We start from the raw sequence: 22,413 nt of genomic DNA, 5'->3' as shown, positions 1-22,413 counted from the left end.
TGGTTATGCCTGGAGATAACATACAAATGACTATAGAGTTAATAAACTCAATAGCAATAGAAGAAGGATTAAGATTCGCAATAAGAGAAGGTGGAAGAACAGTAGCATCAGGTGTTGTTGCTTCTATAATAGAGTAATCTTTTCTTAAGTGATTAATCTATATATAAAGGGGGAGCTTGCTCCCTCTTTTTTGATATAAGTAATAAAAATGAAATAAAGTGATAAAATGCTAGTTATATTTATTTGACAATGGAGACAAAATTTTATATACTAAATGAGTGCCTTGGAAAAGGACACAAATCGAGTTTGTTCCTAAGTTTTACATAAAAAAATAAACTTTGTAAAATTATAAAAAAAACTTGAAAAATAGTAAAAAATGATTTAAAATATAATAGTGTGCTTGAGAGATACGAAAATATAAACTAAATCTTAGTTAAGGGCGACCGACTGTCGAGTGAAAAAACACAACACACCCGGAAGTGTGTATCGGCATAAGTCGTGCGTAACTAAAAGATAACGTGCGATAAAGGAGGGAAAATACAATGGCTAAAAATGAACAAATAAGAATAAGATTAAAGTCATATGATCACAAATTATTAGATTTTTCAGCTGCTAAAATAGTTGAAACTGCTAAGAAAGCTGGATCACAAGTTTCAGGACCTGTGCCACTACCAACAGAAAAGCAAGTAGTAACTATATTAAGAGCTGTTCATAAGTACAAAGACTCTAGAGAGCAATTCGAAATAAGAACTCACAAGAGATTAATAGACATAGCTAACCCAACACCTAAGACAGTTGACTCATTAATGAGATTAGACTTACCAGCTGGTGTTGATATAGAAATAAAGTTATAATAGCAACCTAAGATACTTATCCTATAAGGTAACTATCTTAGAATGATTATACAATAGTATAATCCGCTGTAAGATTATAGGAGGTGCTAATATGAAAGGAATATTAGGAAGAAAAGTTGGAATGACTCAAATATTCACTGAAGAAGGTATAGTAGTACCAGTAACAGTGGTTGAGGCAGGACCAGTAGTTGTAACTCAAGTTAAAACAACTGAAAAAGATGGATACAACGCAGTTCAAGTTGGTTTTGAAGATGCTAAAGAAAAATCTTTAAACAAGCCTCAAAAAGGTCATTTAGCTGCTGCTAATGTATTAAAGAAACACTTAAAAGAATTCAGAGTAGAATCTACAGAAGAATACTCAGTTGGACAAGAAATAAAGGCTGATTTATTCGCTGCAGGTGAAAAAATAGATGTAACTGGAACAAGTAAAGGTAAGGGATTCCAAGGTCCTATAAAGAGACATGGACAATCTAGAGGTCCTGAATCTCACGGTTCTAGATACCACAGAAGACCAGGTTCAATGGGAGCATGTTCTTTCCCAGGTAGAGTTTTCAAAAACAAAAAATTAGCTGGACACATGGGTAGCGTTAAAGTTACTATACAAAACTTAGAAGTTGTTAAAGTAGATGCTGATAAGAACCTTATATTAGTTAAGGGTGCTATACCAGGAGCTAAAGGTTCAGTAGTAACTATAAAGGAAGCTGTTAAAGCTTCTAAATAATAACTAACCTAAGAAAGGAGGAAGCACAATGCCAAAATTAAATGTATTAAATATAACTGGACAAAACGTTGGGGAAATAGAATTAGCTGATGCTATATTCAACGTAGAAGTTAACGAACACGTTTTATATGAAGTTGTTAAAAATCAATTAGCAAACAAGAGACAAGGTACTCAATCTGCTAAAACTAGAGCAGAAGTTAGAGGTGGCGGAAGAAAACCTTGGAAACAAAAAGGAACAGGTAGAGCTAGACAAGGTTCTATAAGAGCTGTACAATGGGTTGGCGGAGGAGTTGCTTTTGCACCTAAGCCAAGAGATTACAGATATACTTTACCTAAGAAAGTTAGAAGATTAGCTATGAAATCTGCTTTATCTTCAAAAGTTCAAAATGGTGAAATGATAGTATTAGATGCTTTAACAATGGAAGCTCCTAAGACTAAAGAATTCGCTGCTATATTAAAGAACATAAACGCTGCTAAGAAAGCTTTAGTAGTAACTGCTGAAAACAACGAAAACGTAATAAGATCAGCTAGAAACATAGAAGGTGTTGCAACTGCTACAGTTAACACTATAAATGTTTACGATATATTAAAGTATGATTCATTCATAATAACTACAGACGCTGTTAAAAAAGTGGAGGAGGTGTACGCATAATGACTAATCCACATGATATAATAATAAAGCCAGTTGTTACTGAACAAAGTATGACTGAGATGGTTGGAAAGAAATACACTTTTGTTGTTGCTAAGAGTGCAAACAAAACTGAAATAAAGAAAGCTGTAGAAGCTATATTCGGAGTTAATGTTGAAAAAGTTAACACATTAAACTACGATGGAAAAGTTAAGAGAATGGGTAGATACGAAGGAAGAACTGCAAGCTTCAAGAAAGCAGTAGTTAAATTAGCTGCTGATAGCAAAGAAATAGAATTCTTCCAAGGTATGTAATTTAACCCTAGTAAACGAAGGAGGGAAAACAGATGGCTATAAAAAAGTTTAAACCAACTTCTCCTGCCTTAAGACAAATGACAGTTTTAGTTTCTGATGAGATAACTTGCAATGAACCAGAAAAATCTCTTTTAGTTTCATTAAAGAAGAACTCTGGTAGAAATGCTCACGGTAAAATAACTGTTCGTCACAGAGGTGGAGGAAACAGAAGAAAATATAGAATAATAGATTTCAAAAGAAATAAAGACGGAGTACCTGCAAAGGTTGCTACTGTTGAATACGATCCAAACAGAACAGCTAACATAGCTTTATTACACTATGCAGATGGTGAAAAGAGATATATATTAGCACCTGTTGGAATAAATGTTGGAGATACATTATTATCAGGACCAACAGCTGACATAAAGCCAGGAAATGCATTAGCATTAAAGGACATGCCAGTAGGTACTGTAATACACAACATAGAATTAAAGCCAGGAAAAGGAGCTCAATTAGTAAGATCTGCTGGAGTTTCTGCTCAATTAATGGCTAAAGAAGGAAAGAAAGCTTTATTAAGATTACCATCAGGAGAAATGAGATTCGTTTCTATAGAGTGTAAAGCTACTATAGGACAAGTTGGTAACATAGAACACGGTAACGTTGTTATAGGTAAAGCAGGTAGAAAGAGACATATGGGTATAAGACCTACAGTTAGAGGTTCTGTAATGAACCCTTGTGACCATCCACACGGTGGTGGGGAAGGTAGAACTTCAATAGGTAGACCTTCACCAGTTACTCCATGGGGTAAACCAGCTCTTGGATACAAAACTAGAAAGAAAAACAAAGCTTCTGATAAGTTAATAGTATCAAGAAGAACTAAGTAATAGATTTACTTTTGCTCGGAAAGGAGGAGTTTAAATGTCAAGATCAACTAAAAAAGGACCTTTCGTACATGCGAGACTTTTAAAGAAAATAGAGGCTATGAACGCTAGTGGAAATAAAGAAGTTATAAAAACTTGGTCAAGAAGTTCAACTATATTCCCTCAAATGGTAGAACATACTATAGCTGTTCATGATGGAAGAAGACATGTACCTGTATTTATAACAGAAGACATGGTTGGACACAAGTTAGGAGAATTCGTTCCTACAAGAACTTTCAAAGGACACAAGGACGACGAAAAATCTAATAAGAGAAAATAATTAATTTTTCGCTAAGGAAGGAGGAATAGCAAATGGAAGCAAAAGCTACTGCTAAATATGTACGTGTATCACCAAGAAAAGCAGGACAAATCTGCAGCCTTGTTAGAGGAAAAAATGTAGACGAAGCGTTAGCAATATTAAAGTTCACTCCAAGAGGAGCAGCTGATATAATAGCTAAGGTTGTTAAGTCTGCTAAGGCAAACGCTGAAAATAACCATGAGATGAACGTTGAAAATTTATACGTTGCATCAATAGTTGCAAACCAAGGACCAACAATGAAGAGATTCATGCCTAGAGCTATGGGACGTGCAACAATGATAAGAAAAAGAACTTCTCACATAGAGGTTGTTCTTAAGGAAAGAAAATAATAAATAGATAGGAGGGAAAGTAATGGGTCAAAAGGTTAATCCACACGGACTAAGAGTCGGTGTTATAAAAGATTGGGACTCAAGATGGTTCGCAGATAAAAAAGAGTTCGGAAATTTATTATTAGAAGACCATAATATACGTAAATTCTTAAAGAATAGATTATATTCTTCAGGAGTTGCGAAGATAGAAATAGAAAGATCAGCAAACAAGGTTAAGATAGACTTACACGTTGCTAAGCCAGGTGTAGTTATAGGAAAAGCTGGTGCTGGTATAGAAGCTTTAAAAGCTGAATTAGAAAAAATGACTAAGAAGACTGTTATAGTTAACATAGTTGAAGTTAGAAACCCAGATAAAGATGCTCAATTAGTGGCAGAAAATATAGCATTAGCTATAGAAAGAAGGGTTGCTTTCAGAAGAGCTATGAAACAAGCTATACAAAGAGCTATGAAGTCTGGAGTTAAAGGTATAAAAGTTTCTGCTTCAGGAAGATTAGGTGGAGCTGAAATGGCTAGAACTGAAGGATACAGTGAAGGAAATGTACCTCTTCAAACATTAAGAGCTGATATAGATTACGGTTTCGCTGAAGCTAACACTACTTACGGGAAAACTGGTATAAAAGTTTGGATATGTAACGGAGAAGTTCTTCCAACTAGAAACGGTGTAAACCCAAGAGAAGATAGAAGAGACAACAGAAGAAACAACAAGAGAAACGATAGAAGAGATAACAGAAGAAACGATAGAAGAGGGAATGATAGAGGAAACAACAGAGGACAAAGACCTCAAGGACAAAGACCTCAAGGATCAAGACCTCAAAGAACTGAAAAGAAAGATAACTAATATTAAAAAGGTTCGAGGAAGGAGGAAATACTCATGTTAATGCCAAAAAGAGTAAAGCGTCGTAGAGTTCATAGAGGAAGTATGGCTGGAAAAGCTCACAAGGGTAACAAAGTTACTTACGGTGAGTTCGGACTAGTTGCTTTAGAAGCTTCTTGGATAACTTCTAACCAAATAGAAGCTGCCAGAATCGCTATGACTAGATCTATAAAAAGAGGGGGAAAAGTTTGGATAAAAATATTCCCACATAAACCAGTAACAAGAAAACCTGCTGAAACTCGTATGGGTGCCGGTAAAGGTTCACCAGAATACTGGGTAGCAGTTGTTAAGCCAGGAAGAGTTATGTTCGAATTAGCAGGTGTTTCTGAAGAAAAAGCTAGAGAAGCAATGAGACTTGCTATGCACAAACTTCCTGTAAAATGTAAGTTTGTAAAGCGTGAAGATTTAGAAGTAAAAGGTGGTGAATAGGATGAAAGCTAAAGAATTAAGAGATTTAACAAGCGAAGAGCTAATGAATAGATTAAATGACTTCAAAAGTGAATTATTTAGCTTAAGATTCCAATTAGCTACTGGTCAATTAGAAAACACAGCAAGAATAAAATTCGTTAAGAAAGATATAGCTAGAGTTAAAACTATACTTGCTGAAAGAAAGTTAAACGAAACTAGAGCTTAATTTGGAAAGGAGGCTTTTTAACCATGGAAAGAGGAAGAAGAAAAGTTAGAATAGGCCGTGTTGTAAGTGACAAAATGGACAAAACAATAGTTGTTGCTGTTGAAGACTTCGTACGTCACCCATTATACAACAAGCCAGTTAAGAGAACTAAAAAATTCAAAGCTCACGATGAACAAAATGTTTGTAGAATCGGAGATAAAGTTAAAATAATGGAAACTAGACCTTTATCAAAGGATAAGAGATTCAGATTAGTTGAAGTTGTTGAAAAAGTTAAGTAGTTTATTGGTAAAGGAGGGATTACGATATGATACAACAAGAAACACGTTTAAGAGTTGCGGATAACTCTGGTGCTAAAGAAATACTATGCATACGTGTACTAGGCGGAAGTAAAAGAAGATATGGTAACATAGGCGACGTAATAGTTGCTACTGTTAAAAGTGCAACACCTGGTGGAGTTGTAAAAAAAGGTAAAGTTGTTAAAGCTGTTATAGTAAGAACTAAGCAAGGCGTGAGACGTAAAGACGGAAGTTATATATCTTTCGACGAAAATGCTGCAGTTATAATAAAAGACGATAAAACTCCAGTAGGAACTCGTATATTCGGGCCTGTTGCTAGAGAGTTAAGAGATAATGACTTTATGAAAATAGTTTCTCTTGCTCCAGAAGTACTATAATAAGGAGGTGCAATAGGACATGATGCGTGTTAAAAAAGGTGACACTGTTGTAGTTATAGCAGGTAAAGATAAGGGTAAAAAAGGTACAGTTACTAAAGTATTCCCTAAGGCTAACAGAGTATTAGTTGAAGGTGTAAACGTAATAACTAAGCACCAAAAACCAACTGCTATAAACCCACAAGGTGGAATAGTAAACAAAGAAGCTTCAATACACATATCTAACGTAATGCCAGTAGATCCTGAAACAGGAAAAGGTACAAGAGTTAGATTTGAAATGAAGGATGGAAAAAAAGTAAGAGTATCAGTAAAGAGCGGAAAAGAAATATAATTTAGCTTGAAAGGAGGGACCTTAAATGGCTTCTAGATTACAAGAAAAATACATGAAAGAAGTTGCTCCTGCTTTAATGGAGAAATTCGGATATAAGAATGTTATGGAAATACCTAAGTTAGAGAAAATAGTTATCAACATGGGTATAGGAGATGCTAGAGAAAATCCAAAAGGATTAGAAAAAGCAGTAGAAGAAATGGAAATGATATCTGGTCAAAAGCCAGTTATAACTAGAGCAAGAAAATCTGTTGCGAACTTCAAATTAAGAGAAGGGATGCCAATAGGTGCAAAAGTTACATTAAGAGCTGACAAAATGTACTACTTCATGGACAAGTTAGTATCTGTATCTTTACCAAGAGTTAGAGACTTCAGAGGAGTTAACGCTAACGCATTCGATGGTAGAGGTAACTACGCTTTAGGTGTTAAAGAACAATTAATATTCCCTGAAATAGAATACGATAAGGTAGACAAAGTAAGAGGAATGGATATAATATTTGTTACTACTGCGAAAACTGACGAAGAAGCACGTGAATTATTAAAATTATTAGGAATGCCATTTTCTAAGTAAGCTTAGAAAAGGCAATTTTCTAAGCTAAGAAAAGAAGGAGGGATTCCAGTGGCTAGAAAAGCGATGGTTGTAAAACAACAAAGAAAACAAAAGTACGCTACTAGAGAATACACTAGATGTACTATATGCGGTAGACCACATTCAGTACTTAGAAAGTTCGGAATATGCCGTATATGCTTTAGAGAATTAGCTTACAAGGGTCAAATACCTGGTGTTAGAAAAGCAAGTTGGTAAAACTTTGATATAAATGGAAGGAGGGTTTCAATATGACAATGACAGATCCAATAGCAGATATGCTTACTCGTATAAGAAATGCTAACGTAGTTAAACATGAGACTGTTGATGTTCCAGCTTCTAATATAAAGAAAGAATTAGCTAGAATACTATTAGAAGAAGGATTCGTTAGAGGATACGATGTAATAGAAGATGGAAAGCAAGGAATAATAAGAATACAATTAAAGTACGGACAAACAGGAGAAAGAGTTATATCAGGATTAAAGAGAATATCTAAGCCTGGTATGAGAGTTTACGCTTCTAAGCACGAAATACCAAGAGTATTAAACGGTTTAGGAATATCAGTAATATCTACTTCTAAAGGAATATTAACTGATAAGCAAGCTAGAAAAGAAAATGTTGGTGGAGAAGTAATCTGCTACGTTTGGTAATATAGACGAAAGATGTAAGGAGGTGCGATTATGTCAAGAATAGGTGTTAAACCAATAACTGTACCAGCAGGTGTTGAAGTTACTATAGCTGAAGGAAACTTAGTTACTGTAAAAGGACCAAAAGGTACATTAAGCAAGCAATTTGATGCTGCTTTAACTATAAAGCAAGAAGAAAATACTATAACTGTTGAAAGACCAACTAACAACAAGCAACACAGAGCACTACACGGGTTAACTAGAACTTTAATAGATAACATGGTAGTAGGTGTTACTAACGGTTTCGAAAAGAAATTAGAATTAGTAGGTGTTGGATACAGAGCTCAAAAGCAAGGAAAGAAATTAGTTATGAGTTTAGGATTCTCTCATCCGGTAGAAATGGAAGATCCAGAAGGAATAACAGTTGAAGTTCCAAACCAAACTGAGTTAACAGTTAAAGGTATAGATAAGCAATTAGTAGGAAACTACGCTGCTAAGATAAGAGACTGGAGAAAGCCAGAGCCATACAAAGGTAAAGGTATAAGATACGCTGGTGAAGTAGTAAGACGTAAAGAAGGTAAAACTGGTAAGAAGTAATAAATACCAAACTTAAACGCTAGAAAGGAGTGAGCCTGGTGATAAAGAAAGCTGATAAAAATGCAAACAGACTTCAAAGACATAAGAGAGTTCGTAGAAAAATAACTGGAACTACTCAAAGACCAAGATTATGTGTATTCAGAAGTTCTAATAACATATACGCTCAAATAATAGATGATACAAACAGAGTTACTTTAGTATCTGCATCTTCATTAGACGCAGACGTTAAAGGAGCTGTTAGTCATACAGGAAATAAAGAAGCAGCTAAAATGGTCGGAGAATTAGTGGCTAAGAAAGCTGTAGAAAAAGGAATCACTGAAGTTGTATTCGACAGAGGTGGATACTTATATCACGGAAGAGTTCAAGTATTAGCAGAAGCTGCTAGAGAAGCTGGACTTAAGTTCTAATAAGAGAAACAAAGGAGGGAAATGCACATGCGTCGTAAGATTATAGATGCCAGACAACTTGACTTAAAAGAAAAAGTTGTTGAAGTTAGACGTGTTACTAAAGTTGTAAAAGGTGGTAGAAACTTCAGATTTGCAGCGTTAGTAGTAGTTGGAGATGAAAACGGACACGTTGGTATAGGTACTGGTAAAGCGATGGAAGTACCAGATGCTATAAAGAAAGCAGTAGAAGATGCTAAGAAGAATCTTATAAATGTACCTATAGTTGGTACAACTATACCTCACGAAGTTCACGGACACTTCGGTGCTGGTAAAATATTAGTAATGCCTGCTAAGCAAGGTACAGGAGTTATAGCTGGGGGACCTGCTAGAGCCGTACTTGAGTTAGCTGGTTTAACAGATGTTAGAGCTAAATCTTTAGGAACTAACAACCCAAGAAACATGGTAAATGCTACAATAGAAGGACTTAAATCTCTTAAGAGAGCTGAAGATATAGCTAAATTAAGAGGTAAAAAAGTTGAGGACCTTCTAGGGTAAGGAGGTAGTAAGAAATGGCTAAATTACAAATAAAATTAGTTAGAAGTATAATAGGAACTACTCCTAACCAAAAGAAAAACGTAGAAGCGTTAGGATTAAGAAAAAGAGAACAAGTAGTTGTTAAAGAAGATAATGCCCAAATAAGAGGGATGATAGCTAAGGTTAGTCACTTAGTAGAAGTAACTGAAATAGCTGAGTAATAAATAGATAAGACGAATAAGGAGGTGCAATCCATGAAGTTACATGAGTTAAAACCTGCTGAAGGTGCAGTAAGAGCTAAGAAAAGATTAGGTAGAGGTACTGCTACTGGACAAGGTAAGACTGCAGGACGTGGACAAAAAGGACAATGGTCTCGTTCAGGTGGTGGAGTTAGAGTTGGATTCGAAGGTGGACAAATGCCACTTGCTAGAAGACTTCCTAAGAGAGGATTCAACAACATATTCAAGAAAGTTTATACAGAAGTTAATGTAGCTGCTTTAAACAGATTCGAAAACGGAACTGAAATAACTGCTGAAGTTTTAAAGGCTGCTAGAGTTATAAGCAAAATAGAAAAAGACGGCATAAAGATCTTAGGTGAAGGAAACTTAGAAAAGGCGTTAACAGTTAAGGCTGCTAAGTTTACTGCTTCAGCTCAAGAAAAAATAGAAAAAGCTGGAGGAAAGGCAGAATTAGTTTAATCTAATCTGCTGCTCTTAGCCGAATAGGCGGGGTGATATCGTGCTGTCAAACTTAAAACAAGCTTGGAAGCTTAAAGATGTAAGAAGAAAAATATTATATACTTTGATGATGATTGTAGTATTTAGGATAGGTGCAGCTATACCTGTTCCTGGAGTTGATACAAGTATTATAAAGGGAATGGTTGACTCAAATGGTCTTCTTTCCCTATATAATCTGTTCACTGGAGGCGCATTTAGTAACTTTACACTATTTGCATTAGGTGTAGGACCATATATCACAGCATCTATCATAATACAACTTCTAACTGTAGGTTTTGAAAGTTTGGAAGAACTTCAAAAGTCTGGTGAAGAAGGAAAGAAAAAGATTAATAAATATACTAAGTACATTGCATTAGCATTAGCTTTTGTTCAAGCTATAGCGATAACGCTAGGTATTGTAAGAGGAGCTTTAAAAAGTGATAATGCATTCTTTATTATAACAGTTATATTGACATTAGTATCAGCAAGTATGCTTTTAATGTGGATAGGGGACAAAATTACTGAAAAAGGATTAGGTAATGGTAGTTCTATTATAATATTTATAGGTATTATCTCAAGAATACCAGTAGATGTTATATCAACTGTAAACTTAGTAAAAAGTGGCAAGATAGCTATATGGGCAGTAGCTCTGTTAGCAGTAGTAATACTTTTAACAATAACTGCAGTCACATATATACAAGAAGCCACAAGAAAAATCCCAGTACAATATGCAAAAAGAGTTGTTGGAAGAAAAATGTATGGAGGACAAAGTTCTCATATACCTATGAAAGTTAATCAATCGGGAGTTATACCAGTAATTTTCGCTAGTTCACTTTTAGCATTCCCTCAAACTTTAGCAATGTTTATGGGTGCAGATGCTCAAGCTTTTGTGCAAACATATTTAAATCCAGTACAATCTCCAGGAGTTTGGATTTATAGAGCGCTTGAAGTTCTGCTGATAGTATTCTTCTCTTATTTCTATACTACTGTATCATTTAATACAGAAGATATAGCAAATAATATGAAAAATAACGGTGGGTTTATACCAGGTATTAGACCAGGACAACCTACAATAGATTATTTAAATAGAATATTATCAAGACTTACTCTAGCTGGAGCTTTATTCTTAGCTTGTATCGTTATGGTATCTGCTATAATAATGTTCTTTATGAAACTTCAAATAACACTAGTAGGGACATCTTTACTAATAGTTGTTGGTGTTGCATTAGAACTTAAGAGACAGTTAGAATCAAATCTGGTTATGAGAACATACCAAGGTTTCTTAAAATAAATTGGAGATGATAGTATGAGAATAATATTACTTGGACCTCCTGGTGCTGGTAAAGGTACTCAGGCAGCAGGTATTGTTGAAAAATACAATATACCTCATATATCAACAGGTGATATATTCAGAAAGAACATAAAAGAAGGAACAGAGCTTGGAAAGAAAGCTAAAGAATATATAGATCAAGGATTATTAGTTCCAGATGAGTTAACTGTAGGTTTAGTTACAGACAGAATATCTCAAGATGACTGTAAGAATGGATTTATGTTAGATGGATTCCCAAGAAATGTTGCTCAAGCTCAACATTTAGATACGTTTTTAAATAAAACTAATATAGCTTTAGATAAGGTAGTTAATATCGAAGTTGATAAGGAAATATTAGTTGGTAGAGCTGTAGGAAGAAGAATATGTAAATCTTGCGGTGCTACGTATCATGTTAAGTTTAATCCTCCTAAAGTTGAAGGAGTATGTGATGTATGCCAAGGTGAATTATACCAAAGAGCAGATGACACAGAAGAAACTGTATCAAAGAGAATACAAGTTTACTTAGATGAGACTAGACCATTAGTTGACTATTATAGCAAACAAGGTATAATAGCTAACATAGATGGGGAACAATCTATAGATAAGGTATTTGAAGATATAGTAAACGCTTTAGGAAGTGAAAAATAATGATTACATTAAAATCAAAAAAAGAAATAGAACTTATGAGAGAGGCGGGCAAAATTGTCGCTGAAACTCATGAGATATTGAAATCAGCTGTTATTCCGGGAATATCTACACTAGAGTTAGATAAAATAGCTGAAGAGAATATAAGAAAATATAATGCAATTCCATCTTTTAAAGGTTATGGAGGTTTCCCAGGATCTATATGTGCTTCTATAAATGAAGAGGTAGTTCATGGTATACCAAATGCTAACAGAATTTTAAAAGAAGGCGACATTATAAGTTTAGATGTAGGTGCCTATTATAAAGGATATCATTCAGACTCTGCGAAAACTCATGGGGTAGGAATAATATCTGAAGAAGATAGGAAATTAATAGAAGTAACAAAAGAAAGCTTCTATGAAGGTTTAAAATTTGCTAAACTAGGATATAGATTATCTGATATCTCACACGCAGTACAAGCACACGTTGAAAAACATGGTTTTTCAGTAGTTAGAGATTTAGTTGGTCATGGAGTTGGAACTGAACTTCATGAAGATCCTCAAATACCTAACTATGGTCCAGCAGGTAAAGGTCCAAGACTTTTAGAAGGAATGGTCTTAGCTGTAGAGCCAATGGTTAACGCTGGTAAATATCACGTTAAAACATTAGCAGATGACTGGACAATTGTCACAATAGATGGCAAAAAATCAGCTCATTATGAGCATACAATAGCAATCACTGAAGATGAGCCGCTGATATTATCAGCACTTTAATCATAAAGTATGTGAATAAATGCTATTAAATAAGCTAAGTATAGGTCAAGTTGTAAAAGCTTTATCAGGTAGAGAACAAGGAAGACTATTTTTTATAGTAGAAGTAGTTGACCATGAATATGTTTTAATATCTGATGGTAAGACAAGAAAACTTGGTAAGCCTAAGCTAAAAAAAGTTAAGCACTTAAAGATATATGACTTTATTAGCGAAGAAGCAAAACAAATGATTATATCTAAGCAGAATAATACAGATGCTTTTTTAAGAGCTCAACTTACTAAGTTAGATCAAAGGATTTAACTTATTGAAATGGAGGTTTGGTTAGTTAATGGCCAAAAAAGATGTTATAGAACTAGAAGGTACAGTTACAGAAAACTTACCTAATGCTATGTTTAAAGTAAAATTAGAAAATGGACATGAAGTATTATGTCACTTATCTGGAAAGCTAAGAATGAACTTCATAAGAATCCTTGAAGGTGATAAGGTGAATGTTGAGCTTTCTCCATATGACCTTACAAGAGGAAGAATCACTTGGCGTAAGAAGTAGACTATTTTAATATTAGTCTAAGGAGGGATTAACAATGAAAGTAAGACCATCAGTAAAACCAATATGCGAAAAGTGCAAGGTTATAAAAAGAAAAGGTAAAGTAATGGTTATCTGTGAAAATCCAAAGCACAAGCAAAAGCAAGGATAATAAATTATACTAGTAATTTGTAAAATTTTGTAGTATAATATTTAATTGTGATATTAGCAATTAAACTTTAAAATCGTTGAAATCTGTTTCGGATTTAACATGAATTAACACAAGTTTAGAATCGAAAAAATTAAGTGTAGGAGGTGCGAACTAATGGCAAGAATAGCTGGGGTAGATTTACCTAGAGAAAAAAGAGCGGAAATAGGCTTAACTTATATATACGGTATAGGTAAGGCAACTGCTAACGAAATATTAGCTAAAGCTGACATAGATCCTAACGTAAGAATAAAAGACTTATCAGAAGAGCAAGTTAACGAATTAAGAAAGATAATAGATAATGATTTCTTAGTTGAAGGTGACTTAAGAAGAGAAATCGCTTTAAATATAAAGAGATTAAGAGATATAAAATGTTACAGAGGTATGAGACATGCTAAAGGTCTTCCACTAAGAGGACAAAGAACTAAGACTAACGCTAGAACTAGAAAAGGTCCTAGAAAAACTGTATCTCGTAAGAAGAAGAAGTAATAAATAAAAACTAGATAGGAGGGAAAACAATGGCTAAGCAAAAGAAAGTTACACGTGTAAGAAGAAAAGAGCGTAAAAATATAGAACGTGGGCAAGCTCATATACAATCTACTTTCAACAATACAATAATAACTTTAACTGATGTTCATGGGAACGCTATATCAGCTGCATCTTCAGGACAATTAGGATTCAAAGGATCAAGAAAAGCGACTCCTTTCGCATCTCAAATGGCTGCTGAAACTGCTGCTAAAGCTGCAATGGAACACGGTTTAAAAACTGTTGAAGTATTCGTAAAGGGGCCAGGTTCAGGAAGAGAAGCTGCTATAAGAGCATTACAAGCTACTGGATTAGAAGTAACTATGATAAAGGACGTTACTCCAATCCCTCACAATGGATGTAGACCACCAAAGAGAAGAAGAGTGTAATTATATAAACAAGTAAATTAGGAGGTGTAAAGACATGGCAAGATACACAGGTGCATCATGCAGACAATGTCGTAGAGAAGGAATGAAATTATTCCTTAAAGGTGACAGATGTTATACTGATAAATGTGCTATAGTTAAGAGAAACTATGCTCCAGGACAACATGGACAAGGAAGAAAGAAAGTTTCTAACTATGGATTACAATTAAGAGAAAAGCAAAAAGTTAAGAGAATATACGGAGTTTTAGAAACTCAATTCAGAAACCTATACGAGCGTGCTGAAAAAATGGCTGGTATAACAGGGGAAAACTTATTAAGCTTATTAGAAAGAAGATTAGACAATGTTGTTTACAGAATGGGATTAGCTTCATCTAGAAAAGAAGCTAGACAATTAGTAGGACACGGTCACTTCTTATTAAACGGACACAAGGCTGATATAGCTTCTATAACAGTTAAGCCAGGTGACATTATAACAGTTAAAGAAAGATCAAAATCATCTGCTAAATTCAAAGCTTTAGTAGAAAACAATACAAGAATAGCTCCTAAGTGGTTAGAAACTAACTTAGACGAAATGAGCGCTAAAGTTGTTGCTAACCCATCAAGAGAAGATATAGATCTTGAAATAGCAGAGCACTTAATAATAGAGCTTTACTCTAAGTAATAAATATATTTTAAAATTTATTTTTGAGATTTTGTTTACCCTCAGTGGATTAATAAATTTAAAGGAGGGTTTTGTCCATGATAGAAATAGAAAAACCAAAAGTAGATATAATAGAGCTTAGCGAAGATTATAGATATGGAAAGTTTGTCATAGAGCCTCTTGAAAGAGGCTATGGCATAACTGTAGGTAATGCTTTAAGAAGAATATTATTATCATCTTTACCAGGTGTAGCAGTTAATGCTATAAAAATAGATGGAGTTCTTCATGAATTCTCAACTGTTGCTGGTGTTAAAGAAGATGTTACTGAAATAATATTAGCATTAAAAGAACTTTCAGCTACTATAGATGGTGAAGGAAGCAGAACTCTTAAAATAGAGGCTGAGGGTCCATGTACTATAACTGGTGCTGATATAATATGTCCTTCTGATGTTGAAGTATTAAGCAAAGATTTAAAAATAGCAACATTAGATGACAATGCTAAGTTAAATATGGAAATAATGATAGATAAAGGTAGAGGTTATGTTTCTGCTGAAGAAAACAAGACAGAGCATATGCCTATAGGAGTTTTACCTGTAGATTCAATCTATACTCCTATTGAAAAAGTGAGCTACCATGTTGAAAATACAAGAGTAGGTCAAAAGTCAGACTATGACAAATTAACACTAGAAGTTTGGACTAATGGAAGCATAAACCCTCAAGAGGGAATATCTCTTGCAGCTAAAGTTTTAGTTGAACATTTAAATCTATTCATAGACTTAACAGAGCATGTAAGCAATGTTGAGATAATGGTAGAAAAAGAAGAAGACCAAAAAGAAAAAGTTCTTGAAATGACTATAGAAGAATTAGATTTATCAGTTAGATCTTACAACTGTTTAAAGAGAGCGGGAATAAACACAGTTGAAGAATTAGCTAATAAGTCTGAGGACGATATGATGAAGGTTAGAAATCTAGGGAAAAAATCTTTAGAAGAAGTAATCCAAAAGTTAGAAGAACTTGGATTAGGTCTAAAACCAAGCGAAGAATAGTTAGTGAAGGAGGGATATCATGGCTACTTACCGTAAATTAGGACGTGAGACAGCTCACAGAAACCTTATGTTAAGAAACTTAGTAACTGATTTACTAAGAAATGGAAGAATAGAAACTACTGTTACTAGAGCTAAGGAAACTAGAAGAATGGCAGAAAAGATGATAACTCTTGCTAAAAGAGGAGATCTTCATGCTAGAAGACAAGTTTTAGCTTATGTTATAGATGAAACTGTAGTAAACAACTTATTCACTGAAATAGCTCCAAAATATGCTGAGAGAAACGGTGGATACACAAGAATAATAAAGAAGGGTCCAAGAAGAGGGGACGCTGCTGAAATGGCATTTATAGAATTAGTATAATTCTTGTGAAGGATTAAGCTTATAGCTTAATCCTTTTTTAAATATAAATTTGTACAAAAATAATATCTTTAATCCACTGTAGGTTTGTTTTATAGCCTTTATAAACTATGATAGATTCTATAGTTTATAAAGGCTATATTTTTATATTCAGATAAAGTTAGGTGCAAAAAACAAACTTACAAAGGATAAAAATTACGGGGGAATAGTAGATAAAATCTATGATGTATAATTTGAAATATGATCCTTGTTTAGATATATTTATAGTTCATAAAATATAATTGAACATATAATTATAAAATTAAGAAAAATGTATGCTAGCGGCAGATATAAGTAGATTTTAAGATAAACGTACTTGTGTTTTTTGCGATGAACTATGATATAATACTAGTCAAAATGGTTTTTGTTCAAAAAATAGAGTTTATTAACACTAATAAGGTATTAGTTATTTATATATGACGAAGTTGCTTTAATTACTTATGAAAAGGAGTAAATAAATGAACAATATAGTAAAAGTGAATAATATATCTTATGAGTATATTACAGAAGATAGCACTTTTAAAGCAATAGACAGATTAACACTAGATGTAAAAGAAGGTGAATTTGTTGCTATAATTGGTCACAATGGTTCTGGAAAGTCTACATTATCTAAGAACTTAAATGCTATACTGGTTCCCACTGAAGGAGATATACTTATAGATGGAATGAATACAAAAGAAGAAGATAAATTATGGGATATAAGGCAAACAGCAGGTATGGTATTTCAAAATCCAGATAACCAAATTGTTGCTACAATAGTAGAGGAAGATGTTGCTTTTGGCCCAGAAAACCTAGGGATAGATCCTATAGAAATAAAACATAGGGTTGAAGAATCGTTAAAGAGTGTCGGTATGTATGAGTTAAGAGATAGACAACCACACCTATTATCAGGAGGACAAAAACAAAGAGTAGCTATAGCAGGAATAATAGCTATGAAGCCAAAATGTATAATATTTGATGAAGCAACGGCTATGTTAGACCCATCTGGAAGAAAAGAAGTAATGAAAACTATAAAAAAGTTAAATAAAGAAGAAAATATTACCGTATTACACATAACTCACTTTATGGAAGAGGCAGTAGAAGCTGATAGAGTTATAGTTATGGAAAAAGGTAAAAAAATATTAGAAGGAACTCCAAGAGAAGTATTTAGTCAAATAGATACATTAAAAGGTATAGGATTAGATGTTCCTTATATGACGGAATTATCTAGTATGTTATATAAAGAAGGTATAGATATAAAAAAAGATATATTAACTGTAGATGAGATGGTGATGGAATTATGTCGATAGAGATAAAAGGTTTAACTCATATATATAACGAAGGAATGCCTTTTGCTAGTAAGGCGTTAGACAATGTTACTTTTGAAATTAAAGATAGAGATTTTGTAGGGTTAATAGGACATACTGGTTCTGGTAAATCAACATTAATACAGCATTTAAATGGGATATTAAAGCCTCATTCTGGAGAAATAAATATAAATGGATTTAACATAACAGATCCAAGTTTAAACCTAACAGAGGTTAGAAAAAGGGTAGGAGTAGTGTTTCAATACCCTGAATACCAATTATTTGAAGAAACAGTAGAGAAAGATATAGCTTTTGGACCTAATAATTTAGGCTTAGACCCTGAAGAAATTGATCGTAGGGTAAAAACATCAATGGAAGCTGTCGGGCTTGACTATGATCTATTTAAAGATAAATCTCCATTTGAATTATCAGGAGGGCAAAAAAGAAGAGTAGCAATAGCTGGAGTTATAGCTATGAAACCAGAAGTGCTTATTTTAGACGAACCTGCAGCTGGATTAGATCCAGGTGGAAGAGATGAAATATTCAATTTAATAAAAACACTGCATAAAGAAAATAATATGACAATAATATTATCTTCTCATAGTATGGATGATATGGCTAGATTAGCAAAAACTTTAATAGTTATGAATAAAGGTAAAGTAGAATTTATGGGAACTCCTAAAGAAGTATTTAAATCTAACTCTTCAAGACTTAAAGAAATAGGTCTTGATATACCTCAAGTATTGGAGTTAGCAATAAGGCTAAGAGAAAATGGATTTGACATAAAAGAAGATATCATAACTATACAAGAAGCTAAGGAAGAAATATTAAGAGTTATGAGAGGTAAAAGTAAATGTTAAAAGATATAACTATAGGACAGTATTATCCTGTAAATTCGGTGATTCACAAGCTAGATGCTAGAGTTAAGCTTATAGCCACTTTCGTTTTTATGATATCTCTATTTATAATAAATAAATTCTGGCCATATGCTATTGTTTTATTAGCTTTAGCAGCTATTATAAAATCATCAAAATTACCAGGTAAATATATATTAAAAGGATTAAAACCATTAAGATGGATTATAATATTTACATTTGTAATCAATGTATTTTTCTTACCAGGAGATGTCATTTGGTCATTTGGTTTCTTAAGAATCACAAGTCAAGGTTTAGAACAAGCTATATTTATGGCTATAAGGCTTATATTCTTAGTTGTAGGGACTTCTTTACTTACCCTAACAACTACACCTATGGACCTAACAGACGGCATAGAGAGGCTTTTAAATCCATTAAACAAGGTTGGTTTCCCTGTTCATGAATTAGCTATGATGATGACAATAGCTTTAAGATTTATACCTACTCTACTAGATGAAACTGATAAAATAATGAAAGCTCAAATGTCAAGAGGGGCAGATTTTGAAAGTAAAAATCTTATAAATAGAGCTAAGAACTTAGTACCATTACTAGTACCTTTATTTGTAAGTGCATTTAGAAGAGCTGAAGAACTTGCTGCTGCAATGGAAGCTAGATGTTATAGAGGTGGATATAATAGGACAAAAATGAAACAAGCTATAATGACAAAAGCAGACTATGTGGCTAATAGTATACAGATTGTATATTTGGTTATAATTATAGCTACTAGATTTATTTAAAGAGGAAGACTATGAGAAATTTAAAACTTACGATACAGTATAATGGTCAAAATTATTGTGGATGGCAAAAGCAACCTGATTCTTTAGGTATACAAGGTACAATAGAAAAAGCCATTTATGACATAACTAGAGAAGAAGTTAAAATAACCGGATCAGGTAGAACAGATGCAGGAGTTCATGCCTTAGGTCAGGTAGCTAATTTTAAAACAAACTCTAATATACCTGCAAATAAAATGCCAAATGCATTAAATGCTAAGCTACCAAAAGATATATCTATAATAGACTGTATAGAGGTTGATGAAGATTTTCATTCAAGATATAGTGCAAAGAAAAAGAGATATAGATATCTAATACACAATAGCCCATATAGAAATCCTATATATAAGGATATATCATATCATGTAAAATATGATCTTGATTTTGAAAAAATGTGTAAAGAAGCTAAGAGTCTAATTGGTGAATATGACTTTAAAGGGTTTATGAGTTCAGGATCTTCAGTTAAAGACACTATAAGAACGATATACGATATAACACTAACTAAAGAAGATGGATTAATTGTTATGGAAGTAGAAGGCAATGGATTTTTATATAATATGGTAAGAATAATAGCAGGAACGTTAGTTGATATAGGTAGAGGTCGTATAACTAAAAACCTTGAAGAAGTAATAAAATCAAAAAATAGAGGAGAATGTGGACATACCGCTCCAGCACATGGATTATTTCTCAAAAAAGTTGATTATTAGCTTGACACACCAGGGGGCATATATTAAAATAAGTTAGAGTGTGTTAATAAGTCCACTTGCCCCGGACTTGACATAAACGGTAAAATTTTTATAGGAAAATAAGTTAAGGAGGGACAAACATGAAAAGTTATATAGCTAAGCCAGCTGATGTACAAAGAAAATGGTACATCGTTGATGCTGAAGGAAAAACATTAGGTCGTTTAGCAACTGAAATAGCGACAGTATTAAGAGGAAAGCACAAGGTTACTTTCACTCCACACGTTGACGGAGGAGACTTCGTTGTTGTTGTAAACGCAGAGAAGGTAGTTTTAACAGGAAAGAAATTAGATCAAAAAATGTACAGATACCACACAGGATACGTAGGTGGATTAAAAGAAATAACTTACAGAGAAATGATGGCTAAGAAGCCTGAGGAAGTAGTTTCTCATGCAGTAAGTGGTATGTTATGTAAAAACAAATTAAGAAGCAGAATGATGACTAGATTAAGAGTATTCGCAGGACCAAACCATGATCATGCAGCTCAAAATCCAGAAGTTTTAAACTTTAAATAATTAACGGGTGAAAGGAGGAGTTATCATGGCTAACGTTCAATACTACGGAACAGGAAGAAGAAAGCACTCTGTTGCTAGAGTTAGATTAGTTGCAGGTGAAGGAAACATAGTAATAAATGGAAGACCAGTTGGAGAATACTTCAACTATGAAACATTAATAAGAGATGTTAAGCAACCATTAGTGTTAACTAACAACGAAAACAAATACGATGTTATAGTAAAGGTTGAAGGTGGAGGATTCACTGGACAAGCTGGAGCTATAAGACATGGTATATCTAGAGCTTTATTAAAAGCTGATGAAGAGTTAAGAGGAGCTTTAAAGAAAGAAGGATTCTTAACTAGAGATGCTAGAATGAAGGAAAGAAAGAAATACGGATTAAAGGCAGCAAGAAGAGCTCCACAATTCTCAAAGAGATAATATCCTATTTTATATGTTTGTACAAAGACTTTGGAATATTCCAAAGTCTTTTTTAATATAAATGTACAGGGTGATATTGTGAGAAAGTACATAAAACATATAATATTTTGTGTTATATCTATAATACTAGTAGTGGTATTTTCATTTGAAATTCAAAGTGTATCACAAGAGTCTATGGAGTATATGCCAGTAACCAAAAAAACTATAATATTAGATGCTGGTCATGGTGGGATAGATCCAGGAGCTTTGAATGAAGATAAAAGCATAACTGAAAAAGATGTAAATTTATCTATTACACTTAAATTAAGAGAATTATTAGAATCTAGTGGAGGTCTTGTTATATTAACTAGAGAAGAAGATGTTAGCTTGTATGAAGAAGCTAAAGACAAGACAATTAGACAAAAATATAATGAGAATTTAAAGAATCGAAAAAAGATAATAAACGAATCTGATGCAGATATGTTTGTATCTATACATATGAACGCATTAAGTGGAAAAGGTGCTTCTAAATATTATGGGGCCCAGACGTTTTATCCAGGTGGAAAAGATGACTCTAAAAAGCTATCTAAATATATACAAGAAGAATTAAAGAGAGTAGTTGATAAAACTAATAACAGAGAAATTAAACCTAAAGATGACTTATATTTATTAAAAGAAAATGCAATACCATCAGTTTTAATAGAATGTGGATTTTTATCTAATGAAAAAGAAGCTAACTTATTAGCTGATGAAAAATATCAAGAAAAAATAGCTTGGTCAATATACGTAGGTATTCAAAAATATTTTAGTGATAATGAGAATAAAAATTGAAAAAAAGTAAAAACTAGATTATATCAAATAAGTAATTTATTAGATATAATCTAGTTTTTTTATAAAAATTAAAAAAATATAAAAAAAGTATTGACGATTCAATTATAAGATGATATATTTATATATGTCCTTAAGAAAAGGGCAAAATAAGAACTTTGAAAATTAAACAGTAGGTTAATTTATATAACTGATTCTTAAAAGAATCGAAAACAAACCAAGCCAGATATTCAGATAATGATAGTCTGAGCAGGTAACAACTTTTATTTGAGAGTTTGATCCTGGCTCAGGATGAACGCTGGCGGCGTGCCTAACACATGCAAGTCGAGCGATTTACTTCGGTAAAGAGCGGCGGACGGGTGAGTAACGCGTGGGTAACCTGCCCTGTACACACGGATAACATACCGAAAGGTATGCTAATACGAGATAACATGAGAAAGTCGCATGGCTTTCTTATCAAAGCTCTGGCGGTACAGGATGGACCCGCGTCTGATTAGCTAGTTGGTAAGGTAA

Annotated in this window: 40 protein-coding genes and 1 rRNA gene; all 41 read left to right on the top strand. The window is 33.5% G+C overall.

What is annotated here, in order from left to right; translation table 11 throughout:
- Positions 1 to 5: 5 nt before the first annotated feature.
- The gene (locus I4U66_RS11895; RefSeq protein ID WP_442971104.1) at positions 6 to 137 is read left to right on the top strand and encodes a hypothetical protein; all 132 of its coding nucleotides are present in this window, start codon (positions 6 to 8) and stop codon (positions 135 to 137) included.
- A gap of 405 nt (positions 138 to 542) precedes the next feature.
- Positions 543 to 854, top strand: a complete 312-nt coding sequence (rpsJ, locus tag I4U66_RS11890) for a 30S ribosomal protein S10 (protein WP_092921790.1) — start codon at positions 543 to 545, stop codon at positions 852 to 854.
- Between the two features lie 91 nt (positions 855 to 945).
- Positions 946 to 1,575 (top strand): 50S ribosomal protein L3, encoded by a 630-nt coding sequence (rplC, locus tag I4U66_RS11885; protein ID WP_092921792.1) that lies wholly within the window; start codon positions 946 to 948, stop codon positions 1,573 to 1,575.
- Between the two features lie 28 nt (positions 1,576 to 1,603).
- A complete protein-coding gene (gene rplD, locus I4U66_RS11880; RefSeq protein WP_092921794.1) occupies positions 1,604 to 2,227 on the top strand; it encodes a 50S ribosomal protein L4 in 624 nt (207 codons plus the stop codon).
- Positions 2,227 to 2,517, top strand: a complete 291-nt coding sequence (rplW, locus tag I4U66_RS11875; protein ID WP_092921796.1) for a 50S ribosomal protein L23 — start codon at positions 2,227 to 2,229, stop codon at positions 2,515 to 2,517. Before rplD ends, rplW begins: the two co-directional genes overlap by 1 nt.
- Before the next feature lie 32 nt (positions 2,518 to 2,549).
- Positions 2,550 to 3,380 (top strand): 50S ribosomal protein L2, encoded by an 831-nt coding sequence (gene rplB, locus I4U66_RS11870; protein ID WP_092921798.1) that lies wholly within the window; start codon positions 2,550 to 2,552, stop codon positions 3,378 to 3,380.
- Positions 3,381 to 3,414: 34 nt separating this feature from the next.
- Positions 3,415 to 3,696, top strand: a complete 282-nt coding sequence (rpsS, locus tag I4U66_RS11865) for a 30S ribosomal protein S19 (RefSeq protein ID WP_092921800.1) — start codon at positions 3,415 to 3,417, stop codon at positions 3,694 to 3,696.
- 32 nt (positions 3,697 to 3,728) lie between these two features.
- Positions 3,729 to 4,064, top strand: a complete 336-nt coding sequence (gene rplV, locus I4U66_RS11860; RefSeq protein ID WP_092921802.1) for a 50S ribosomal protein L22 — start codon at positions 3,729 to 3,731, stop codon at positions 4,062 to 4,064.
- A gap of 22 nt (positions 4,065 to 4,086) precedes the next feature.
- Positions 4,087 to 4,902, top strand: a complete 816-nt coding sequence (gene rpsC / locus I4U66_RS11855; RefSeq protein ID WP_092921804.1) for a 30S ribosomal protein S3 — start codon at positions 4,087 to 4,089, stop codon at positions 4,900 to 4,902.
- A gap of 33 nt (positions 4,903 to 4,935) precedes the next feature.
- Positions 4,936 to 5,367, top strand: a complete 432-nt coding sequence (gene rplP, locus I4U66_RS11850; RefSeq protein WP_092921806.1) for a 50S ribosomal protein L16 — start codon at positions 4,936 to 4,938, stop codon at positions 5,365 to 5,367.
- Position 5,368: 1 nt separating this feature from the next.
- Positions 5,369 to 5,572, top strand: coding sequence for a 50S ribosomal protein L29 (gene rpmC, locus I4U66_RS11845; protein WP_092921808.1), 204 nt, complete (start codon positions 5,369 to 5,371; stop codon positions 5,570 to 5,572).
- A 23-nt stretch (positions 5,573 to 5,595) separates the two neighbouring features.
- Complete coding sequence (gene rpsQ / locus I4U66_RS11840) at positions 5,596 to 5,850, top strand: 30S ribosomal protein S17 (protein WP_092921810.1); 255 nt, start codon at positions 5,596 to 5,598, stop codon at positions 5,848 to 5,850.
- Between the two features lie 26 nt (positions 5,851 to 5,876).
- The gene (gene rplN, locus I4U66_RS11835; RefSeq protein ID WP_092921812.1) at positions 5,877 to 6,245 is read left to right on the top strand and encodes a 50S ribosomal protein L14; all 369 of its coding nucleotides are present in this window, start codon (positions 5,877 to 5,879) and stop codon (positions 6,243 to 6,245) included.
- A gap of 22 nt (positions 6,246 to 6,267) precedes the next feature.
- Complete coding sequence (gene rplX, locus I4U66_RS11830) at positions 6,268 to 6,573, top strand: 50S ribosomal protein L24 (RefSeq protein WP_092921868.1); 306 nt, start codon at positions 6,268 to 6,270, stop codon at positions 6,571 to 6,573.
- Between the two features lie 25 nt (positions 6,574 to 6,598).
- The gene (gene rplE / locus I4U66_RS11825; RefSeq protein ID WP_092921814.1) at positions 6,599 to 7,141 is read left to right on the top strand and encodes a 50S ribosomal protein L5; all 543 of its coding nucleotides are present in this window, start codon (positions 6,599 to 6,601) and stop codon (positions 7,139 to 7,141) included.
- A 48-nt stretch (positions 7,142 to 7,189) separates the two neighbouring features.
- Positions 7,190 to 7,375: a type Z 30S ribosomal protein S14 gene (locus tag I4U66_RS11820; protein ID WP_071119031.1), complete on the top strand. Its 186-nt coding sequence runs from the start codon at positions 7,190 to 7,192 to the stop codon at positions 7,373 to 7,375.
- 32 nt (positions 7,376 to 7,407) lie between these two features.
- Positions 7,408 to 7,806, top strand: a complete 399-nt coding sequence (gene rpsH, locus I4U66_RS11815) for a 30S ribosomal protein S8 (RefSeq protein WP_092921816.1) — start codon at positions 7,408 to 7,410, stop codon at positions 7,804 to 7,806.
- A gap of 30 nt (positions 7,807 to 7,836) precedes the next feature.
- Positions 7,837 to 8,379: a 50S ribosomal protein L6 gene (gene rplF, locus I4U66_RS11810; protein ID WP_092921818.1), complete on the top strand. Its 543-nt coding sequence runs from the start codon at positions 7,837 to 7,839 to the stop codon at positions 8,377 to 8,379.
- A 38-nt stretch (positions 8,380 to 8,417) separates the two neighbouring features.
- The gene (gene rplR / locus I4U66_RS11805; protein ID WP_092921820.1) at positions 8,418 to 8,786 is read left to right on the top strand and encodes a 50S ribosomal protein L18; all 369 of its coding nucleotides are present in this window, start codon (positions 8,418 to 8,420) and stop codon (positions 8,784 to 8,786) included.
- A gap of 27 nt (positions 8,787 to 8,813) precedes the next feature.
- Positions 8,814 to 9,320: a 30S ribosomal protein S5 gene (gene rpsE / locus I4U66_RS11800; protein WP_092921822.1), complete on the top strand. Its 507-nt coding sequence runs from the start codon at positions 8,814 to 8,816 to the stop codon at positions 9,318 to 9,320.
- Between the two features lie 14 nt (positions 9,321 to 9,334).
- The gene (rpmD, locus tag I4U66_RS11795; protein ID WP_092921824.1) at positions 9,335 to 9,520 is read left to right on the top strand and encodes a 50S ribosomal protein L30; all 186 of its coding nucleotides are present in this window, start codon (positions 9,335 to 9,337) and stop codon (positions 9,518 to 9,520) included.
- A gap of 33 nt (positions 9,521 to 9,553) precedes the next feature.
- Positions 9,554 to 9,997 carry a 50S ribosomal protein L15 gene (gene rplO / locus I4U66_RS11790; protein ID WP_092921826.1) on the top strand — a complete coding sequence of 148 codons (444 nt, stop codon included), beginning with the start codon at positions 9,554 to 9,556 and terminating at the stop codon, positions 9,995 to 9,997.
- 40 nt (positions 9,998 to 10,037) lie between these two features.
- A complete protein-coding gene (gene secY, locus I4U66_RS11785) occupies positions 10,038 to 11,306 on the top strand; it encodes a preprotein translocase subunit SecY (RefSeq protein WP_092921828.1) in 1,269 nt (422 codons plus the stop codon).
- A 15-nt stretch (positions 11,307 to 11,321) separates the two neighbouring features.
- Entirely contained in the window at positions 11,322 to 11,972 is a 651-nt protein-coding gene (locus tag I4U66_RS11780) for an adenylate kinase (protein ID WP_092921830.1), read from the top strand.
- Positions 11,972 to 12,721: a type I methionyl aminopeptidase gene (map, locus tag I4U66_RS11775; RefSeq protein WP_092921832.1), complete on the top strand. Its 750-nt coding sequence runs from the start codon at positions 11,972 to 11,974 to the stop codon at positions 12,719 to 12,721. The genes I4U66_RS11780 and map overlap by 1 nt, the downstream gene beginning before the upstream one ends.
- A gap of 19 nt (positions 12,722 to 12,740) precedes the next feature.
- The gene (locus I4U66_RS11770; RefSeq protein WP_092921834.1) at positions 12,741 to 13,019 is read left to right on the top strand and encodes a KOW domain-containing RNA-binding protein; all 279 of its coding nucleotides are present in this window, start codon (positions 12,741 to 12,743) and stop codon (positions 13,017 to 13,019) included.
- A 28-nt stretch (positions 13,020 to 13,047) separates the two neighbouring features.
- Positions 13,048 to 13,266 (top strand): translation initiation factor IF-1, encoded by a 219-nt coding sequence (gene infA / locus I4U66_RS11765; RefSeq protein WP_092727842.1) that lies wholly within the window; start codon positions 13,048 to 13,050, stop codon positions 13,264 to 13,266.
- A gap of 34 nt (positions 13,267 to 13,300) precedes the next feature.
- The gene (rpmJ, locus tag I4U66_RS11760) at positions 13,301 to 13,414 is read left to right on the top strand and encodes a 50S ribosomal protein L36 (protein ID WP_002509257.1); all 114 of its coding nucleotides are present in this window, start codon (positions 13,301 to 13,303) and stop codon (positions 13,412 to 13,414) included.
- A gap of 153 nt (positions 13,415 to 13,567) precedes the next feature.
- Positions 13,568 to 13,939: a 30S ribosomal protein S13 gene (rpsM, locus tag I4U66_RS11755; RefSeq protein WP_092921836.1), complete on the top strand. Its 372-nt coding sequence runs from the start codon at positions 13,568 to 13,570 to the stop codon at positions 13,937 to 13,939.
- Positions 13,940 to 13,968: 29 nt separating this feature from the next.
- Positions 13,969 to 14,364, top strand: a complete 396-nt coding sequence (gene rpsK / locus I4U66_RS11750) for a 30S ribosomal protein S11 (protein ID WP_092921838.1) — start codon at positions 13,969 to 13,971, stop codon at positions 14,362 to 14,364.
- Between the two features lie 34 nt (positions 14,365 to 14,398).
- Positions 14,399 to 15,022: a 30S ribosomal protein S4 gene (rpsD, locus tag I4U66_RS11745; protein ID WP_092921840.1), complete on the top strand. Its 624-nt coding sequence runs from the start codon at positions 14,399 to 14,401 to the stop codon at positions 15,020 to 15,022.
- 77 nt (positions 15,023 to 15,099) lie between these two features.
- Positions 15,100 to 16,047: a DNA-directed RNA polymerase subunit alpha gene (locus I4U66_RS11740; protein WP_092921842.1), complete on the top strand. Its 948-nt coding sequence runs from the start codon at positions 15,100 to 15,102 to the stop codon at positions 16,045 to 16,047.
- Between the two features lie 19 nt (positions 16,048 to 16,066).
- Positions 16,067 to 16,408, top strand: coding sequence for a 50S ribosomal protein L17 (gene rplQ, locus I4U66_RS11735; RefSeq protein WP_092921844.1), 342 nt, complete (start codon positions 16,067 to 16,069; stop codon positions 16,406 to 16,408).
- 494 nt (positions 16,409 to 16,902) lie between these two features.
- Positions 16,903 to 17,733 (top strand): energy-coupling factor transporter ATPase, encoded by an 831-nt coding sequence (locus I4U66_RS11730; protein ID WP_092921846.1) that lies wholly within the window; start codon positions 16,903 to 16,905, stop codon positions 17,731 to 17,733.
- The gene (locus I4U66_RS11725; RefSeq protein ID WP_092921848.1) at positions 17,724 to 18,590 is read left to right on the top strand and encodes an energy-coupling factor transporter ATPase; all 867 of its coding nucleotides are present in this window, start codon (positions 17,724 to 17,726) and stop codon (positions 18,588 to 18,590) included. Before I4U66_RS11730 ends, I4U66_RS11725 begins: the two co-directional genes overlap by 10 nt.
- The gene (locus tag I4U66_RS11720; RefSeq protein ID WP_092921850.1) at positions 18,584 to 19,381 is read left to right on the top strand and encodes an energy-coupling factor transporter transmembrane component T family protein; all 798 of its coding nucleotides are present in this window, start codon (positions 18,584 to 18,586) and stop codon (positions 19,379 to 19,381) included. Before I4U66_RS11725 ends, I4U66_RS11720 begins: the two co-directional genes overlap by 7 nt.
- 11 nt (positions 19,382 to 19,392) lie before the next feature.
- The gene (gene truA, locus I4U66_RS11715) at positions 19,393 to 20,124 is read left to right on the top strand and encodes a tRNA pseudouridine(38-40) synthase TruA (protein ID WP_092921852.1); all 732 of its coding nucleotides are present in this window, start codon (positions 19,393 to 19,395) and stop codon (positions 20,122 to 20,124) included.
- Positions 20,125 to 20,243: 119 nt separating this feature from the next.
- Complete coding sequence (rplM, locus tag I4U66_RS11710) at positions 20,244 to 20,675, top strand: 50S ribosomal protein L13 (RefSeq protein WP_092921854.1); 432 nt, start codon at positions 20,244 to 20,246, stop codon at positions 20,673 to 20,675.
- Between the two features lie 25 nt (positions 20,676 to 20,700).
- Positions 20,701 to 21,093 carry a 30S ribosomal protein S9 gene (gene rpsI, locus I4U66_RS11705; RefSeq protein ID WP_092921856.1) on the top strand — a complete coding sequence of 131 codons (393 nt, stop codon included), beginning with the start codon at positions 20,701 to 20,703 and terminating at the stop codon, positions 21,091 to 21,093.
- Positions 21,094 to 21,171: 78 nt separating this feature from the next.
- Positions 21,172 to 21,903: an N-acetylmuramoyl-L-alanine amidase CwlD gene (gene cwlD / locus I4U66_RS11700; RefSeq protein ID WP_092921858.1), complete on the top strand. Its 732-nt coding sequence runs from the start codon at positions 21,172 to 21,174 to the stop codon at positions 21,901 to 21,903.
- A gap of 260 nt (positions 21,904 to 22,163) precedes the next feature.
- Positions 22,164 to 22,413 (top strand): 16S ribosomal RNA (locus I4U66_RS11695); the annotation flags it as partial.

Origin of the sequence: Romboutsia sp. D33t1_170424_H2, assembly GCF_015669105.1 — a bacterium.
Classification (GTDB): Bacteria; Bacillota; Clostridia; order Peptostreptococcales; family Peptostreptococcaceae; genus Romboutsia_C; species Romboutsia_C hominis.
The sequence above is the reverse complement of the archived record's forward strand: the minus strand, read 5'-3'. Positions and strand labels throughout refer to the sequence as shown.

Bases quoted from the DNA above. Each gene is read 5' to 3' on its own strand.
- rpsJ (WP_092921790.1), top strand. From the start codon at position 543: ATGGCTAAAAATGAACAAATAAGAATAAGATTAAAGTCATATGATCAC.
- rplE (WP_092921814.1), top strand. From the start codon at position 6,599: ATGGCTTCTAGATTACAAGAAAAATACATGAAAGAAGTTGCTCCTGCT.
- rplN (WP_092921812.1), top strand. From the start codon at position 5,877: ATGATACAACAAGAAACACGTTTAAGAGTTGCGGATAACTCTGGTGCT.
- map (WP_092921832.1), top strand. From the start codon at position 11,972: ATGATTACATTAAAATCAAAAAAAGAAATAGAACTTATGAGAGAGGCG.
- rpsS (WP_092921800.1), top strand. From the start codon at position 3,415: ATGTCAAGATCAACTAAAAAAGGACCTTTCGTACATGCGAGACTTTTA.
- truA (WP_092921852.1), top strand. From the start codon at position 19,393: ATGAGAAATTTAAAACTTACGATACAGTATAATGGTCAAAATTATTGT.
- I4U66_RS11725 (WP_092921848.1), top strand. From the start codon at position 17,724: ATGTCGATAGAGATAAAAGGTTTAACTCATATATATAACGAAGGAATG.
- rplF (WP_092921818.1), top strand. From the start codon at position 7,837: ATGTCAAGAATAGGTGTTAAACCAATAACTGTACCAGCAGGTGTTGAA.
- I4U66_RS11770 (WP_092921834.1), top strand. From the start codon at position 12,741: ATGCTATTAAATAAGCTAAGTATAGGTCAAGTTGTAAAAGCTTTATCA.
- rpmD (WP_092921824.1), top strand. From the start codon at position 9,335: ATGGCTAAATTACAAATAAAATTAGTTAGAAGTATAATAGGAACTACT.
- rplC (WP_092921792.1), top strand. From the start codon at position 946: ATGAAAGGAATATTAGGAAGAAAAGTTGGAATGACTCAAATATTCACT.
- I4U66_RS11740 (WP_092921842.1), top strand. From the start codon at position 15,100: ATGATAGAAATAGAAAAACCAAAAGTAGATATAATAGAGCTTAGCGAA.
- rpsK (WP_092921838.1), top strand. From the start codon at position 13,969: ATGGCTAAGCAAAAGAAAGTTACACGTGTAAGAAGAAAAGAGCGTAAA.
- rplM (WP_092921854.1), top strand. From the start codon at position 20,244: ATGAAAAGTTATATAGCTAAGCCAGCTGATGTACAAAGAAAATGGTAC.
- rplO (WP_092921826.1), top strand. From the start codon at position 9,554: ATGAAGTTACATGAGTTAAAACCTGCTGAAGGTGCAGTAAGAGCTAAG.
- rplP (WP_092921806.1), top strand. From the start codon at position 4,936: ATGTTAATGCCAAAAAGAGTAAAGCGTCGTAGAGTTCATAGAGGAAGT.
- rpsQ (WP_092921810.1), top strand. From the start codon at position 5,596: ATGGAAAGAGGAAGAAGAAAAGTTAGAATAGGCCGTGTTGTAAGTGAC.
- I4U66_RS11780 (WP_092921830.1), top strand. From the start codon at position 11,322: ATGAGAATAATATTACTTGGACCTCCTGGTGCTGGTAAAGGTACTCAG.
- rplQ (WP_092921844.1), top strand. From the start codon at position 16,067: ATGGCTACTTACCGTAAATTAGGACGTGAGACAGCTCACAGAAACCTT.
- rpsM (WP_092921836.1), top strand. From the start codon at position 13,568: ATGGCAAGAATAGCTGGGGTAGATTTACCTAGAGAAAAAAGAGCGGAA.
- rpsC (WP_092921804.1), top strand. From the start codon at position 4,087: ATGGGTCAAAAGGTTAATCCACACGGACTAAGAGTCGGTGTTATAAAA.
- rplX (WP_092921868.1), top strand. From the start codon at position 6,268: ATGCGTGTTAAAAAAGGTGACACTGTTGTAGTTATAGCAGGTAAAGAT.
- I4U66_RS11730 (WP_092921846.1), top strand. From the start codon at position 16,903: ATGAACAATATAGTAAAAGTGAATAATATATCTTATGAGTATATTACA.
- rplV (WP_092921802.1), top strand. From the start codon at position 3,729: ATGGAAGCAAAAGCTACTGCTAAATATGTACGTGTATCACCAAGAAAA.
- rplW (WP_092921796.1), top strand. From the start codon at position 2,227: ATGACTAATCCACATGATATAATAATAAAGCCAGTTGTTACTGAACAA.
- rplD (WP_092921794.1), top strand. From the start codon at position 1,604: ATGCCAAAATTAAATGTATTAAATATAACTGGACAAAACGTTGGGGAA.
- I4U66_RS11720 (WP_092921850.1), top strand. From the start codon at position 18,584: ATGTTAAAAGATATAACTATAGGACAGTATTATCCTGTAAATTCGGTG.
- rpsH (WP_092921816.1), top strand. From the start codon at position 7,408: ATGACAATGACAGATCCAATAGCAGATATGCTTACTCGTATAAGAAAT.
- rpmC (WP_092921808.1), top strand. From the start codon at position 5,369: ATGAAAGCTAAAGAATTAAGAGATTTAACAAGCGAAGAGCTAATGAAT.
- infA (WP_092727842.1), top strand. From the start codon at position 13,048: ATGGCCAAAAAAGATGTTATAGAACTAGAAGGTACAGTTACAGAAAAC.
- rpsE (WP_092921822.1), top strand. From the start codon at position 8,814: ATGCGTCGTAAGATTATAGATGCCAGACAACTTGACTTAAAAGAAAAA.
- rpsD (WP_092921840.1), top strand. From the start codon at position 14,399: ATGGCAAGATACACAGGTGCATCATGCAGACAATGTCGTAGAGAAGGA.
- rplB (WP_092921798.1), top strand. From the start codon at position 2,550: ATGGCTATAAAAAAGTTTAAACCAACTTCTCCTGCCTTAAGACAAATG.
- I4U66_RS11895 (WP_442971104.1), top strand. From the start codon at position 6: ATGCCTGGAGATAACATACAAATGACTATAGAGTTAATAAACTCAATA.
- rpmJ (WP_002509257.1), top strand. From the start codon at position 13,301: ATGAAAGTAAGACCATCAGTAAAACCAATATGCGAAAAGTGCAAGGTT.
- rpsI (WP_092921856.1), top strand. From the start codon at position 20,701: ATGGCTAACGTTCAATACTACGGAACAGGAAGAAGAAAGCACTCTGTT.